Source organism: Paenibacillus plantiphilus, assembly GCF_927798095.1.
GTDB classification, from domain to species: Bacteria; Bacillota; Bacilli; order Paenibacillales; family Paenibacillaceae; genus Paenibacillus_Z; species Paenibacillus_Z plantiphilus.
This window is the reverse complement of the sequence record NZ_CAKMMF010000006.1, coordinates 250,563-268,206: the sequence shown is the minus strand read 5'-3', so window position 1 is coordinate 268,206 and position 17,644 is coordinate 250,563. Positions and strand designations below refer to the sequence as shown.

Annotated in this window: 2 protein-coding genes; both read left to right on the top strand. The window is 52.1% G+C overall.

Annotated elements, in window-relative coordinates:
• Positions 1-34 precede the first annotated feature (34 nt).
• Positions 35-13,102, top strand: a complete 13,068-nt coding sequence (locus L6H65_RS07655) for a non-ribosomal peptide synthetase (RefSeq protein WP_236339902.1) — start codon at positions 35-37, stop codon at positions 13,100-13,102.
• Between the two features lie 68 nt (positions 13,103-13,170).
• Positions 13,171-17,493, top strand: a complete 4,323-nt coding sequence (locus L6H65_RS07650) for a non-ribosomal peptide synthetase (RefSeq protein WP_236339901.1) — start codon at positions 13,171-13,173, stop codon at positions 17,491-17,493.
• The last annotated feature ends 151 nt before the right edge of the window (positions 17,494-17,644 follow it).

The following is a 17,644-nucleotide window of genomic DNA, read 5'->3' as shown; positions in this document are numbered from 1 at the left end:
GTTCGCACACCAGGATTATCCGTTTGAGGAGCTGGTGGAGAAGCTGGATGTGGCGCGGGATATGAGCCGAAACCCGCTGTTCGATACGATGTTTGTGCTGCAAAATCTGGAGCGCCGAGAGTCGGAGCTGGAAGGCTTGCGGCTGAGTCCGTACGCTGCGGGGAACGGGGTTGCGAAATTCGACCTTACGCTGACGGCGGCAGAGGGAACGGCAGGACTGTCTTTCACGTTGGAATACAGCACAGCGCTGTATGAGCAGGAGACGATGGAGCGGCTGGCGGGTCATTTCAGCCGTCTGTTGGAGCAATTGGCGACGAACCCGGACATGAAGCTGGCGGACATTGAACTGCTGGATGAAGCGGAGAAAACCCAGCTGCTGGAGCGCTTCAACGATACGGGAGCGTCATATCCGTCGGATCGAACGATCCACAGCCTGTTCGAGGAGCAGGTGCGGAGGACGCCGGACCATGTCGCCGTGGTGCATGAAGAGGATCGCCTGACATATGCGGAGCTGAATGCGCGGGCGAACCGATTGGCGCATACGCTTCGGGAGCAAGGCGTGGGACCGGATGAGATCGTTGGCCTGATGATGGAGCGATCAGTGGATATGATCGTGGGCATCCTGGGAATCTTGAAAGCTGGGGGAGCCTACCTGCCGATTGATCCGGACTATCCGGCGGAGCGTATTTCATTCATGCTCGAAAACAGCGGGACGAAGTGGTTGGTCCTACACCCCGCGATTTCGGAACAACCGGTGTTTTGGGGCACCTACATCCGGCTGGATGAGGTGGAACTGGCAGGACGAGACGGCTCAAATTCGGAGCTGCCAGGCTCGAATCCGGAGTTGGCAGGACGAGATTATTTGAATCCAGAGTGGGTAAACGGTCCAAGTGATCTGGCGTATGTGATTTATACATCGGGAACGACGGGGACGCCGAAGGGAACGCTGATCGAGCATCGGAACGTGGTGAGACTGCTGTTGAATGATCGGCAACCGTTTGCGTTTGGCGAAGGGGATGTGTGGACGCTGTTCCATTCCTACTGCTTCGATTTCTCGGTATGGGAAATGTATGGCGCTTTGTTACACGGAGGCCGGCTCATCGTGGTGCCGAAGGAAACGGTGCGGGACCCAGCGGCCTTCGCGAAGCTGCTGGTGGAGACGGGAACGACGGTGCTGAACCAAACGCCGGCGGCGTTCTATGCGCTGGCAGAGAGAGAAGCGGAGAATGGAAAGGAACTGGCGCTGAGGTACGTCATCTTTGGCGGTGAAGCGCTGAAGCCGGTGATGCTGAAGGGTTTCCATGAAAGGTATCCAGAGACGAAGCTGGTGAATATGTACGGCATTACGGAAACGACGGTGCATGTGACGTACAAGGAAATCACGGAGGTCGAAATCGAAAGAAACGCCAGCAGCATCGGCAAACCGATCCCGACCCTCACGGCCTATATTCTGGATAGTCAGCGGAGACTGGTGCCAGTAGGGGTAACCGGAGAGCTGTATGTGGGAGGGGAAGGGGTATGCCGAGGCTACCTGAACCGACCGGAATTAACAGCGGAGCGTTTCATGGAGAACCCGTATGTACCAGGAGAGCGGCTGTACAAAACCGGGGATTGGGCTAGATGGCTGCCAAACGGTGAAATGGAGTACTACGGACGAATCGACGAGCAGGTGAAGATTCGGGGGTACCGGATCGAGCTTGGAGAGATCGAAGCGGCGATCCTGCAGGAGCCTTCCGTCCGCGAAGCAGCGGTGATGGCGAAAGAGGATCGGGATGGCAGCCTGTACCTGTGCGCGTACATCGTGGCGGCAACAGACAAGGAAGGAGAAGTGGCGGCAGCGGGCAAGGAAGCCGAAGCGACCGCCGAGGTGAAGGCGTCGCTGCAGCGGAAGCTGCCAGCGTATATGGTGCCGTCCTCCTTCGTCGTGCTGGAGAAACTGCCCCTAACGCCAAACGGCAAGCTCGACCGCAAGGCGTTGCCGGAGCCGGTGCAAGGATCCACAGGTTTGCCTTACGAGGCGCCGATCACGGCGATGGAAGCCCAATTAGCCCAGCTATGGGAAGACATCCTTGGCGTGGAACGGATAGGCGCGGCGGACAATTTCTTCGAGCGCGGCGGCCATTCGCTGCGCGCGATGACGTTGCTCTCGCGGATGCACAAGGAATGGAACGTGCAGGTGCCGCTGAAGACGATCTTCGAATCGCCGACGGTGCGCGGGTTGGCGCAGGCGATCCAGGCGATCGAAGGGCTAGCGGCAAATCCGTACGCGGCCATCGAACCGGTGGAGGGCCGGTCGTCGTATTATCCGGTCTCGCCGGCTCAAAGGCGAATGTTGATTTTGCAGCAGCTGGAAGGCGCAGAGGTAAGCTACAACATGCCGGGCGTGCTGATGATGGAAGGTCCATTGGATCGTTCCTGTTTGGAGACGGCGTTTGCCCGTCTGGTGGCGCGTCATGAATCGTTGCGGACATCGTTTGAATGGGTGGACGGCGAGCCGGTGCAGCGCGTGCATGAAGCAGTGCCGTTCACGATTTTCTGGGAGAGCTGCAGCGAGGGAGAGGTAGCATCTCGGGTAGAGGCTTTCATCCGTCCGTTCGACCTGGAGACTGCGCCGCTGCTGCGGGTTGGTCTGCTGCATCTGTCGGAGAATCGCCATGTGCTGCTGTACGACATGCATCATATCATCTCTGATGGTGTATCCATGGGTGTGCTGGAGCAGGAGTTTGCTGCGCTGTATCGGGGAGATGAGCTGCGTCCGCTGCGGATTCAGTACAAGGATTACGCGGTGTGGCAAGCTGAGCGGTTAGGTGCAGAAGAGCTGGCGAAACAGGAAGGTTACTGGCAGGATGTCTTCTCGGGTGAGCTTCCGGTGCTCGCAATGCCAACGGATCATGCGCGGCCTGCGGTGCGCAGCTTCGAGGGAGATCACATCGGGTTCACGGTGGAAGCGGAACTGGTGGAGCGACTGCGCCAAGTGGGTACAGATCAGGGAGCGACGCTGTACATGGTGCTATTGTCCGCGTATACGGCGCTGCTGTCCAAATATACCGGTCAAGAGGATATCGTTGTGGGTACGCCTGTTGCAGGAAGACTGCATGCGGATCTGGAGCAAATGATCGGGATGTTCGTGGGTACGCTGGCTTTGCGGAACCACCCGTCAGGAGAGAAACGGTTCGCAGCGTTCGTGGAGGAAGTGAAGCAGCGAGTGCTGCAGGCGTTCGCACACCAGGATTATCCGTTTGAGGAGCTGGTGGAGAAGCTGGATGTGGCGCGGGATATGAGCCGAAACCCGCTGTTCGATACGATGTTTGTGCTGCAAAATCTGGAGCGCCGAGAGGCGGAGCTGGAAGGCTTGCGGCTGAGTCCGTACGCTACGGGGAACGGGGTTGCGAAATTCGACCTTACGCTGACGGCGGAAGAGGGAGAAGCAGGGCTGTACTTCACGTTGGGCTACAGCACAGCACTGTATGAGCCTCAGACGATGGAGCGGCTGGCGGGCCATTTCATCCGGTTGTTGGAGCAGTTGGCAGCGAACCCGGACATGAAGCTGGCGGACATTGAACTGCTGGATGAAGCGGAGAAAACCCAGCTGCTGGAGCGCTTCAACGATACGAGAGCGTCGTATCCGTCGGATCGAACGATCCACAGCCTGTTCGAGGAACAGGTGCGGAAGACGCCGGACCATGTCGCTGTGGTACATGAAGAGGATCGCCTGACATATGCGGAGCTGAATGCGCGAGCGAATCGGTTGGCGCATACGCTTCGAGAGCAAGGCGTGGGACCGGATGAGATCGTTGGCGTGATGATGGAGCGTTCGGTGGATATGATCGTGGGCATCCTGGGGATCTTGAAAGCGGGAGGAGCCTACCTGCCGATTGACCCGGATTATCCGGCGGAGCGCATTCAATATATGTTTGAGGATAGTGGGATACGTGTGCTGCTGGTAGAGGAAGGGACCTCGAAGTTAGCGGCTGGATTCGAAGGAACGGTCCTTCTATTGGATGTTATGCACCTGGAGGGCTACCCGGACACGAATCCAGAAATCCGCAGTGATGCGGATGCGGAGCAACTGGCGTATGTGATTTATACCTCGGGTTCAACGGGGCAGCCCAAAGGGGTAATGGTAGAGCATCGTGGTGTAGCCAATGCGCTGCAGTGGAGAAGCGAAGCGTACAAGCTAGGCGAAGACGATTGTATTTTGCAGTTGTTCTCGTTCGCCTTTGACGGTTTTGTAACGAGCTTCTTTTCGGGAATTGTAAGCGGAGCTAGCGTGGTGTTGCTAGGGGCCAATGAAGCGAAGCATCCTATGGCGATTAAACAGGCGATTGCCAAAAACGGGGTTACGCACTTCATATGCGTTCCATCCCTATACGGCGCGATTTTGGATGAATTGACGGCGGAGGAAGCGCGAACGCTGCGGGTAGTGACCCTGGCGGGAGAGCGTGTGCCTTCGAACATTGTGGAGAAAAGTCTGGCAGTAAGCGGTGCCCTTGAACTGGTGAATGAATACGGCCCAACGGAGAACAGTGTCGTGACGACCTTCTATCGCCATATGGAACGTGCGGAGCGACCGTTGATCGGAAAGCCTGTGGCAAACCAACACGTGTATATCGTAGATCGCGTTGGAAAGCTGCAACCGCTCGGAGTACCGGGGGAGCTGTGTATCGGAGGCGTTGGTTTAGCACGTGGCTACTTGAACCAGCCGGAGTTAACGACGGAGCGATTCGTAGCGAATCCGTTCGCGCCGGGAGAGCGGCTGTATAAAACGGGAGATTGGGCAAGATGGTTGCCGGACGGCAATATCGAGTATTTGGGACGAATCGACGAGCAGGTGAAGATTCGAGGGTATCGGATCGAGCTTGGGGAGATCGAAGCAGCGATCCTGCAGGAGCCTTCCGTCCGTGAAGCAGCGGTGATAGCTAAAGAGGATCGGGATAGCATCCTGTACCTGTGCGCATACATCGTGGCCGCTGCGGAAGCAACTGCCGAGGTGAAGGCGTCGCTGCAGCGGAAGCTGCCGGCGTACATGGTGCCGTCCGCCTTCGTCGCGCTGGAGAAACTGCCGCTCTCGGCCAATGGCAAGCTCGACCGTAAAGTGTTGCCCGAGCCGGAACAAGGGGCCGCGGGCGTGCCATACGAGGTGCCGATCACGGCGATGGAAGCTGGGCTGGCCAAGCTGTGGGAGGACATCCTTGGCGTGGAACGGATTGGCGCGGCGGATAACTTCTTCGACCGTGGAGGCCATTCGCTGCGGGCGATGACGCTGCTCTCGCGGATGCACAAGGAATGGAACGTGCAGATGCCGCTGAAGACGATCTTCGAATCGCCGACTTTGCGCGAGTTGGCGCAGGCGATTGAAGGGCTGGCGGAAAATCCGTACGCAGCTATCGAACCAGTAGAGGACCGGGCGTATTATCCGGTCTCCCCAGCCCAAAGGCGGATGTTGATTTTGCAGCAGCTGGAAGGAGCAGAGGTAAGCTACAACATGCCGGGCGTGCTGACGATGGAAGGTACATTGGACCGCTCTCGGTTGGAGACAGCATTTGCCCACCTGGTGGAGCGTCATGAATCGTTGCGTACATCGTTTGAATGGGTGGATGGAGAGCCGGTGCAGCGCGTGCATGGAGAGGTGCCGTTCACCATTTCATGGGAGAGCTGCAGCGAGGGAGAGGTAGCATCTCGGGTAGAGGCTTTCATCCGTCCGTTCGACCTGGAGTCTGCGCCGCTGCTGCGGGTCGGTCTGCTGCATCTGTCAGAGGAGCGTCATGTGCTGCTGTACGATATGCATCATATTATCTCTGATGGAGTATCGATGGGTGTGCTGGAGCAGGAGTTTGCCGCGCTGTATCGGGGAGATGACCTGCATCCGCTGCGGATTCAGTACAAGGATTATGCGGTGTGGCAGAACGAGCGATTAGGTGCAGAAGAACTGGCGAAGCAGGAGGACTACTGGAAGGATGTCTTCTCTGGGGAGCTTCCAGTACTCGCAATGCCTGCGGATCATCCGCGGCCTGCGATACGCCGCTTCGAGGGAGATCACATCGGATTCACGGTGGAAGCGGAGCTGGTGGAGCGACTGCGCCAAGTGGGTGCAGATCAGGGAGCGACGCTGTACATGGTGCTGCTGGCGGCGTATACGGCGCTGCTGTCCAAATATACGGGTCAAGCGGATATCGTTGTGGGTACGCCAGTGGCGGGAAGACCGCATGCGGATCTGGAGCAGATGATCGGGATGTTCGTAGGTACGCTGGCTTTGCGGAACTACCCGTCAGGAGAGAAACGGTTCGCAGTGTTCGTGGAGGAAGTGAAGCAGCGAGTGCTGCAGGCGTTCGCACATCAGGATTATCCGTTTGAGGAGCTGGTGGAGAAGCTGGATGTGGCGCGGGATATGAGTCGAAACCCGCTGTTCGATACGATGTTCGTGCTGCAAAATCTGGAGCGCCGAGAGGCGGAGCTGGAAGGCTTGCGGCTGAGCCCGTACGCTGCGGGGAACAGGGTTGCGAAATTCGACCTTACGCTGACGGCGGCAGAGGGAACGGCAGGACTGTCTTTTACGCTGGAATACAGCACAGCGCTGTATGAGCAGGAGACGATGGAGCGGCTGGCGGGTCATTTCAGCCGTCTGTTGGAGCAATTGGCGGCGAACCCGGACATGAAGCTGGCGGACATTGAACTGCTGGATGAACCGGAGAAAACCCAGCTGCTGGAGCGCTTCAACGATACGAGAGCGTCGTATCCGTCGGATCGAACGATCCACAGCCTGTTCGAGGAACAGGTGCGGAAGACGCCGGACCATGTCGCTGTGGTACATGAAGAGGATCGCCTGACCTATGCGGAGCTGAATGCGCGGGCGAACCGATTGGCGCATACGCTGCGAGAGCAAGGAGTGGGGCCGGATGAGATCGTTGGCCTGATGATGGAGCGTTCGGTGGAGATGATCGTGGGTATCCTGGGGATCTTGAAAGCGGGGGGAGCCTACCTGCCGATTGATCCGGACTATCCGGCGGAGCGTATTTCATTCATGCTCGAAAACAGCGGGACGAAGTGGTTGGTCCTACACCCCGCGATTTCGGAACAACCGGTGTTTGGGGGCACCCTCATCCGGCTGGATGAGGCGGAGCTGGCAGGACGAGACTCTTCGAATCCGGAGTTGGTTAACGGTGCGCGTGATCTGGCGTACATGATCTACACGTCGGGAACGACGGGGACGCCGAAAGGAACGTTGATTGAGCACCGCAACGTGGTGAGGCTGCTGGTGAATGATCGGCAACCGTTTGCGTTTGACGAAGGGGATGTGTGGACGCTGTTCCATTCCTACTGCTTCGATTTCTCGGTATGGGAAATGTACGGCGCTTTGTTACACGGAGGCCGACTCATCGTGGTGCCGAAGGAAACGGTACGGGACCCAGCGGCCTTCGCGAAGCTGCTGGTGGAGACGGGAACGACGGTGCTGAACCAAACGCCAGCGGCGTTTTATGCGCTGGCAGAGCGAGAAGCGGAGTATGGAAAGGAACTGGCGCTGAGGTACGTCATCTTCGGCGGTGAAGCGCTGAAGCCGGTGATGCTGAAGGATTTCCATGAAAGGTATCCAGAGACGAAGCTGGTGAATATGTACGGCATTACGGAAACGACGGTGCATGTGACGTACAAGGAAATCACGGCGGACGAAATCGAAAGGAACGCCAGCAGCATCGGCAAGCCGATCCCGACCCTCACGGCCTATATTCTGGATAGTCAGCGGAGACTAGTGCCAGTAGGGGTAACCGGAGAGCTTTATGTAGGAGGCGAAGGGGTATGCCGAGGCTACTTGAACCGACCGGAATTAACGGCGGAGCGATTCGTGGAGAACCCGTATGTACCGGGAGAGCGGCTGTACAAAACCGGGGATTGGGCAAGATGGCTGCCGGACGGTGAAATGGAGTACTACGGACGAATCGACGAGCAGGTGAAGATTCGAGGGTATCGGATCGAGATTGGAGAGATCGAAGCAGCGATCCTGCAGGAGCCTTCCATCCGCGAAGCAGCGGTGATGGCGAAAGAGGATCGGGATGGCATCCTGTACCTGTGCGCGTACATCGTGGCGGCAACAGGCAAGGAAGGAGAAGTCGCAGCAAGGGGCAAGGAAGCCGAAGCGACCGCCGAGGTGAAGGCATCGCTGCAGCGGAAGCTGCCAGCGTATATGGTGCCATCCTTCTTCGTCGCGCTGGAGGAACTGCCGCTGACGACCAATGGCAAGCTCGACCGCAAAGCGTTGCCGGAGCCGGAGCAAGGGTCCGCAGTGCCTTTCGAAGAGCCAGCCACGGCGATGGAAGCCGAGCTGGCCAAGCTGTGGGAGGACATCCTCGGCGTGGAACGGATTGGCGCGGCGGATAACTTCTTCGAGCGTGGAGGCCATTCGCTGCGGGCGATGACGCTGCTCTCGCGGATGCACAAGGAATGGAACGTGCAGATGCCACTGAAGACGATCTTCGAATCGCCAACGGTGCGCGGTTTGGCGCAGGTGATCGAAGGGCTGGCGGAGAATCCATATGCGGCCATCGAACCGGTAGAGGGCCGGGCGTATTATCCGGTCTCGTCGGCCCAGAGGCGGATGTTGATTTTGCAGCAGCTGGAAGGCGCCGAGGTGAGCTACAACATACCGGGCGTGCTGACGATGGAAGGTCCATTGGATCGCTCTCGGTTGGAGACAGCGTTTGCCCGTCTGGTGGAGCGTCATGAATCATTGCGAACATCGTTTGAATGGGTGGATGGCGAGCCGGTGCAGCGGATACATGAAGCAGTGCCGTTCACCATTTCTCTGGAGAGCTGCAGCGAGGAGGAGGTGGCGTCCCAGGTGGAGGCCTTCATCCGTCCGTTCGATCTGGATCGCGCACCATTGCTGCGGGTCGGTCTGCTGCGTCTGTCGGAGGAGCGTCATGTACTGCTGTACGACATGCATCATATTATCTCTGACGGGGTATCGATGGGTGTGCTGGAGCAGGAGTTTGCTGCGCTGTATCGGGGAGATGAGCTGCGTTCGCTGCGGATTCAATACAAGGATTACGCGGTGTGGCAGAACGAGCGTCTAGGTGCAGAAGAGCTGGCGAAGCAGGAAGAGTACTGGCAGGATGTCTTCTCAGGTGAGCTTCCAGTGCTCGCGATGCCAACGGATCATCCACGGCCTGCGGTGCGCAGCTTCGAGGGAGGCCACATCGGATTCACGGTGGAAGCGGAGCTGGTGGAACGGCTGCGTCAGGTGGGTGCAGATCAGGGAGCGACGCTGTACATGGTGCTATTGTCCGCGTATACGGCGCTGCTGTCCAAATATACCGGTCAAGCGGATATCGTTGTGGGTACGCCAGTGGCGGGAAGACCGCATGCGGATCTGGAGCAGATGATCGGGATGTTCGTAGGTACGCTGGCTTTGCGGAATTACCCGTCAGGAGAGAAGCGGTTCGCGGCGTTCGTGGAGGAAGTGAAGCAGCGGGTGCTGCAGGCGTTCGCCCACCAGGATTATCCGTTTGAGGAGCTGGTGGAGAAGCTGGATCTGGCGCGCGATAGGAGCCGAAACCCGCTGTTCGATACGATGTTTGTGCTGCAAAACCTGGAGCGCCGGGAGGCGGAGCTGGAAGGATTGCTGCTGAGCCCGTATGCTGCGGGGAATGGGGTCGCGAAATTCGACCTTACGCTGACGGCGGCAGAGGGAGCGGCAGGGCTGTACTTCACGCTGGACTACAGCACAGCGCTGTATGAGCAGGAGACGATGGAGCGGCTGGCGGGTCATTTCAGCCGTCTGTTGGAGCAATTGGCTGCGAACCCGAACATGAAGCTGGCGGACATCGAGCTGCTGGATGAAGCGGAGAAAGCCCAGCTGCTGGAGCGCTTCAACGATACGGGAGCGTCATATCCGTCGGATCGAACGATCCATAGCCTGTTCGAGGAGCAGGTGTGGAAGACGCCGGACCATGTGGCTGTGGTGCATGAAGAGGATCGCCTGACATATGCGGAGCTGAATGCGCGGGCGAACCGATTGGCGCATACGCTGCGAGAGCAAGGAGTGGGGCCGAATGAGATCGTTGGCCTGATGATGGAGCGTTCGGTGGAGATGATCGTGGGTATCCTGGGGATCTTGAAAGCCGGGGGAGCCTACCTGCCGATTGATCCGGATTATCCGGCGGAACGCATCTCATTCATGCTTGAGAACAGCGGGACGAAGTGGTTGGTCATAGACCGGGCGATTTCGGAACAACCGGTGTTTGCGGGAACCCTCATCCGGCTGGATGAGGCGGAGCTGGCAGGGCGAGACGGCTCGAATTCGGAGCTGCCAGGCTCGAATCCGGAGTTGGCAGGACGAGATTCTTTGAATCCAGAGTGGGTAAACGGTCCAAGTGATCTGGCGTATGTGATTTATACATCGGGAACGACGGGTACGCCGAAAGGAACGTTGATTGAGCACCGCAACGTGGTGAGACTGCTGTTGAATGATCGGCAACCGTTTGCGTTTGGCGAAGGGGATGTGTGGACGCTGTTCCATTCCTATTGCTTCGATTTCTCGGTATGGGAAATGTACGGAGCCTTGTTACACGGAGGCCGACTCATCGTGGTGCCGAAGGAAACGGTACGAGATCCAGCAGCCTTCGCGAAGCTGCTGGTGGAGACGGGGACGACGGTGCTGAACCAAACGCCAGCGGCGTTCTATGCGCTGGCAGAGCGAGAAGCGGAGAATGGAAAGGAACTGGCGCTGAGGTACGTCATCTTCGGCGGTGAAGCGCTGAAGCCGGTGATGCTGAAAGGCTTCCATGAAAGGTATCCGGAGACGAAGCTGGTGAATATGTACGGCATTACGGAAACGACGGTGCATGTGACGTACAAGGAAATCACGGCGGACGAAATCGAAAGGAACGCCAGCAGCATCGGCAAGCCAATCCCGACCCTCACGGCCTATATTCTGGATGGAGAGCGGAGACTGGTGCCAATCGGGGTAACCGGAGAGCTGTATGTAGGAGGCGAAGGGGTATGCCGAGGCTACTTGAACCGACCGGAATTAACGGCGGAGCGATTCGTGGAGAACCCATATGTACCGGGAGAGCGGCTGTACAAAACGGGAGATTGGGCAAGATGGCTGCAAAACGGTGAAATGGAATACTACGGGCGAATGGACGAGCAGGTAAAGATTCGGGGGTACCGGATCGAGCTTGGGGAGATCGAAGCGGCGATCCTGCAGGAGCCTTCCGTTCGTGAAGCAGCGGTGATGGCGAAAGAGGATCGGGATGGCAGCCTGTACCTGTGCGCGTACATCGTGGCGGCAACAGACAAGGAAGGAGAAGCGGCGGCAGCGGGCAAGGAAGCCGAAGCGACCGCCGAGGTGAAGGCGTCGCTGCAGCAGAAGCTGCCGGCGTATATGGTGCCGTCCTACTTCGTCTCGTTGGAGAAACTGCCGCTCACGGTCAATGGCAAGCTCGACCGCAAGGCGTTGCCGGAGCCGGTGCAAGGATCCACAGGTGTGCCATACGAGGCGCCGAGCACGGCGATGGAAGCCGAGCTGGCCAAGCTGTGGGAGGACATCCTGGGCGTAGAACGGATTGGCGCGGCGGACAACTTCTTCGACCGTGGCGGCCACTCACTAAAAGCAATGAAGCTTATTTCACGAATCCAGAAGGAACTGTTCGTGCAATTGCCTATAAAAACGATCTTCAAGTTCCCAACACTGATCGAATTGTCGAGGGAAATAGAGGAAATGGAGAAACAGGAGTATCGCTCGATTATTCCCGCTGAAGATCGAGAATATTACCCCGTTACTCCCGCGCAGAAACGTCTTTATATTCTGCATCAGTTTAATCCTATGGATGTAAGTTATAATATGCCTGCAGCTGTGGAAATTAATGGGAAGTTGGACGGAAATCGATTTGCAGCGTGCATTGAGCAATTGTCCAGGCGGCATGAAGTGTTGCGAACTTCTTTCGATTGGGTTCATGGAGAGCCGGTACAACGAATCCACGAGCACGTTCCCTTAGAAATAGACATCATTGATATGGAGGAAGCAGAGGCTAAGGAGGCCGTGAAAAATTTCTCTCGTCCATTCGATTTAGAAAAAGCACCGTTGATTCGGGCCAGTTTGTTTAGAATTGCGAATGATAAACATTACTTTGTATATGATATGCATCATATTATTTCTGATGGTGTTTCAATGGAACTTCTTATAAAAGAGTTTTCCGATTTATATAACGGGAAAGATCTTCATCCATTGTCCATCCAGTATAAGGATTATACGGTATGGCTAGGTGAGCAGTATGCGATGGGGATGTCCGACAAACAGGAAGCCTATTGGCTGGATGAATTTTCTGGAGAACTCCCTAAACTGGATATTGCTGCAGATTTCCCTAGACCTGCTATAAGAAGCAGTGAAGGAGATGGACTTTCTTTTGTCATCGATGAGTCGATTGTCTCCGAGCTGCGCCGTTTGACTCAAGAGACAGAGACAACGATGTTTATGATTTTGCTGGCCGCATACAACGTTCTTCTGTCCAAATATTCTCATCAAGAAGATATCGTCATCGGTACACCCGTTTCAGGAAGAAATCATGCGGATTTGGATCATGTGATCGGAATGTTCGTCAATACATTGCCGATTCGCAATTACCCTGCAGCTGGTAAAAGATTTATCGACTTTTTGGAAGAGGTAAAGGGGAGTGCGCTTGGGGCATATGAGCATCACCAGTATCCTTTAGAATCATTGGTTGAGAAGCTGCAGCTCCCTATGGACCAGAGCCGTAATCCATTGTTTGATGCTATGTTCGTCTTGCACAACCATATCGATTCCAATGACAATGAGGAGTACCCGGAACATGAGTTGCAATTTAAACCTATTGAACCGGACAGCAGTACAGCCAAATTCGATTTGAATCTACAGGCGCTTGAATACGAATCTCAAATTGCAGGTCGATTGGAGTATAGTACAAGTTTATTTAACAAAGCGTCAGCGGAGAGAATGGCAGATGATTATATCCGAATTCTCCAACTAATAGCAGGAGATATCCATATCGAATTATCGAAGATACAACTTGCTGCGAGTAAAAGAGAATTGGAGACAGTCAGTTTCACTGATGTAGAATTTAATTTTTAATGACGTAGCGGCGTCAAAGTGCAACATCTTTGGCGCCCATTCATTCTAACGAAATGGAGCTGACACAGATGAACATGAAAGCCGAATCGATGATGAAGCATCATGAAAAGGAGAAGGAAAAACAATATTGGCTCCACAAATTCCAAAATTTTGATACGCCATCTGAAATCCCCAAAGACTATCCACTTGGGAAATTTGCGCAACGTTCTATGGATCAATCTAGCTTGGAGCTTTCAGAAGAGGTTTCGTCCTCTATTATAAAAATCAGCGGTGGTTCCGAATATGCATTGTTTATGATCGCTTCAACAGGTGTGAAATATATTCTCCACAGGTATTCGGGAAATCAATCCGTTACTATTGGAATGCCAGTATTTAAACAAAATACAGATAAAGACTTGCTCATAAACCATATGCTCCCTCTAAAAACGGAGGTGGAGAATAGTGACACTTTTGTGGATTGGATTCAACGAGTCAAGAAAGAGCTGGAGGGCGCAGTAGAGCATCAAAATTATCCGATTCATCATTTCGTTCAATCTTTGGGACTAGAACATGATCCTTACGAATTCCCCTTGTTTAAGGTAGCTGTCATGTTGAAAGGACTGCATGACGAGACCTATATCGAGGAGGAGCCTTTACCTATCATCGTTGTGTTTGAACAAGCTGGGAATACGATTCGAATAAGTGTGAAGTTTAACGAGCATGTTTATGAAGCGAACACGATACAAAGATTTTTAACGCATCTGGAAAACTATTTTACTGAGATTGCAAGAAATCGAAACGTACTTTTATCCGAAATAGACATTCTGAGTGATGATGAGAGGAACGCCGTTATTTATCAATTTAATGATACGGGAAAACCGTATTTCAAGGAGCAGACCCTGCACGGACTGTTTGAACAGCAAGCTGCTGCTAGACCTAACAACATTGCACTCATTGAAGGGGATCGATCGATAACCTATCAGGAATTAAATGAACGGTCCAATCAGGCTGCGCGAATGCTTAGAGATCACGGTGTACGACGGGGTGTTCATGTAGCGTTGCTTATGGACCGCTCTATTGAAATGATCATTGGCCTATTCGGCATATTAAAAGCTGGGGCGGCTTATGTTCCGATAGAACCTGATTTGCCCAATACACGCATCCAACAAATATTCAATCAAATTCAAGTCGAGCATGTAGTTACGAACGTTCATCATTATACGGTAGTTAAGCGGTGGAAGGCTGCTATCCCCTCCCTTCAGCATTTTTTTTGCATGGATGGGGCCGACTACTCTGAGAATGGGCTTGATCATAAGGATGATTTTGTATGGACGCAAAAAGATAGGGATCGTTATTCGAAAGAAACGTTATTGGACATGCATCATTCCAGTGATACGGCATATGTAATCTTTACATCCGGATCAACAGGCATCCCGAAAGGAGTAACAGTTTCTCATCAATCCGTTGTCAACTTGATTCAGTGGGTAAATGAAACGTATGAAATATCAGAATCTGATCGGATATTGTTTATAGCTTCTATCAGCTTTGATCTTTCTGTATATGATATCTTCGGGATTTTAGGTGCTGGTGGTTCTGTAAGAATTGCCAGGTTAGAAGAATTGCTTAATCCCGAATCTATTTTGCATATTTTAAGAACAGAATCGATCACATTCTGGGATTCTGCACCGGCAGCAATGCAGCAGTTAGTTCCACTTATGAATCTGCTCGGGGAAGAGTGTTCCGATAGCAAATTGAGACTCGTTTTTTTTAGTGGAGATTGGATTCCTCTGACACTGCCGGATAACATTAGACGCCTGTTTCCGAACGCTCGGATCATTGGGTTAGGGGGAGCGACAGAAGCGAGTATATGGTCTAATTACTTTGAAATCGAACAGATTGATGCGAATTGGATAAGCATACCCTATGGGAAACCGATTCAGAATGCAATGTACTATGTGTTGGATCAGAGGCTTCGTCCTTGCCCGATTGGCGTGCCAGGAGAGCTTTATATTGCCGGAGATTGCGTTTCAAAAGGATATTTCGGGGATGTGAAGCTTACAGAAAGCAAATTTTTGCATAATCCATTCATGACGCAAGCTAATAACCTAATGTACCGTACAGGCGACCTTGCACGTTGGAAAGCAGATGGCATGATGGAGTTTATGGGGCGTCTGGATCATCAAGTGAAAATTAGGGGATACCGAATAGAGTTAGGAGAGATTCAAGCGCAATTATTATTGCACGAAGAAATAAACGAAGTGTTAGTGACAGATGGAGAGGATGCACAAGGGGATAAGTATCTATGTGCGTATGTAGTATCTAATCAACAACTAGATTTAAAGGAGGTTGGTTCTTTTTTATCAGATAGACTGCCACCGTATATGATTCCAAGCTATTTCATGCAATTGGATCATCTCCCATTAACAATGAACGGAAAAGTAGATCGCAAAAATCTGCCGGACCCTTTGAAAGAGCAACAAAGTAACAAAGACACAAGTGAGTATGTAGAACCGAGAGATAGCTTGGAGCTTGAAATGGTAAGTATATGGAAAAGAGTACTCGAAATGGATACGGTAGGTGTTTATGATAACTTCTTCGAATCTGGCGGGAATTCATTAAAGGCTGTTAGTTTAATCGCTGAATTCAAGGCGTCACAAATCCCTGGTAAAATATCGGAGCTTATGCAATATCCAACGATTAGTGAGTTTGCTGAGTATATAAGCAAGGAGTATGGATTCGAAAGAACTCCACTTATTAAACCATCTGAGTCTAGTAAATCCGTTGTCCTTGGTAATCTAAAGGTATTAAGTGAAGTTAGAGAGAATAAAAATGATCCCTATACATGGGATCAATTGGACTGTTTTTATCGTCCTGTAGCGATTATAGCGGATTCTTTTTACAGGGGCGGTTTCGATTCGATCCTCTTCCAACTGTCGCTTTATACTTCCTTTAACCCGGGGAAATGGCGTAAAGATATTTTCGTATTGGAAGCGACCCCAAGAGCTGATTTCTTTGAGTTATATGACAATCATTTGAAAGATCACTATAACATGGGGATCCATACAATTACTTATACAGATGAGTCGGATATGCATCAAAAAATTATGGAGGAAATCAAGAAAGGAAGACCTGTATTAATACCAGGAAACCATTATGGATGTTACTACAACGAAGGGTATCGAAAAACGCATCAACCTCATTTTTGGATTATTAAAGGTTATGATACGGAAAGGGATCTTTATTTTATTCTGGATAATGTTCATATTGATCTGGCTTCCAGTACGATTTATAAAGATTACTTTGCAAAGTCCTCGGATATATTTGAAATGTGCGAGTTGTTCTATGATTATCTTCAGCCCAATTCCACTAGCAGGCATTTCTGGTCTTTCGAGAAATCCAAACGTCCAATCGTACTAACACCAGATAAAGCATTAATCAATTTATATGATATTTTCCGCCAAGTTGATGCAGGAGAAGTAGGGTTGGAATATCTGGAATATGAGGTTATCAAAGAGATTTTGGAATATGGCGATCCTTCCAGATGTGAGGAGATCGTTCCCAAAATAAACTTTAGGGAAGTCTTCTATGATTTGCTTTTCAAATTTTTAGACGCTGTAGATATTGAACATGAAAGTGTTGCACGACTTAGAAAACAATGGGAACGAGCCAATGTGCTGTGGAGTGAAATTCGGATGAGGATTTACGATCATATTGGCGAGGAAAACTACAATTTTGAAGCTGTCATGCCACTGGTACATGAAAATCTGAATAATGAACGGATTTGTAGAGAAGCATTCGTAGAATTGATGGGAACATTCATAGAAAACATGGAACAATCGGAAGAAACTGATTTGCAAGGCGGGCATAGTTACATTGAGGAGAACCCGAATGATGCCGTCATAAGCGTAAAAGACAATGAAATTGAATTCGTACTTTCATCCGATCGAAAGTATGATACATGGATTGCTACAGATAATTGCCCTAAATTGCTAATTTATCCTGAAGAGGGTACCGATTTTGTTGTAGAAACGACAGTTAATATAGGGAAAAAGCTTAGTGGAGAGTTCCAAAGCGGAATCATTGTAAAGTTGGCAAACGGCCATAAGTTATTGTTCGGAATGATGCCACGTGCTATTGCTTTGTTCAGTCCAGAACTTGCGGATGGGGCTCGAATTCATAGTGAATATTACACAGAAGGTATGGTCTCCCTTCAAGTTAAGCAACAAGATGGTTTGATTTATTTTGCAATGAAACATCCAGAAGAGGAGAAATGGGCAGAGCTAGTTGGACTAGAGATGACGGAAGTTGTTTCTTGCTTCGGAATTTTTGCTAGAACATACAAACATGAAGAACTTAGGGTTCTTTTTACAGATACTCATTATTCTTTGGATGAAAATGAAAGATCGCTCTGATCATAGTAAAACAAAATGGTGACAATTAGATTGTTAATTAACGGTTGTTAATTTACATTCCAATTAGAACATTTAAATGGTATAATAAATCATAATATGAGATAAAATGGATTCCTCCTAAAACTTCACATATCGATTGTCAGAACCTCAG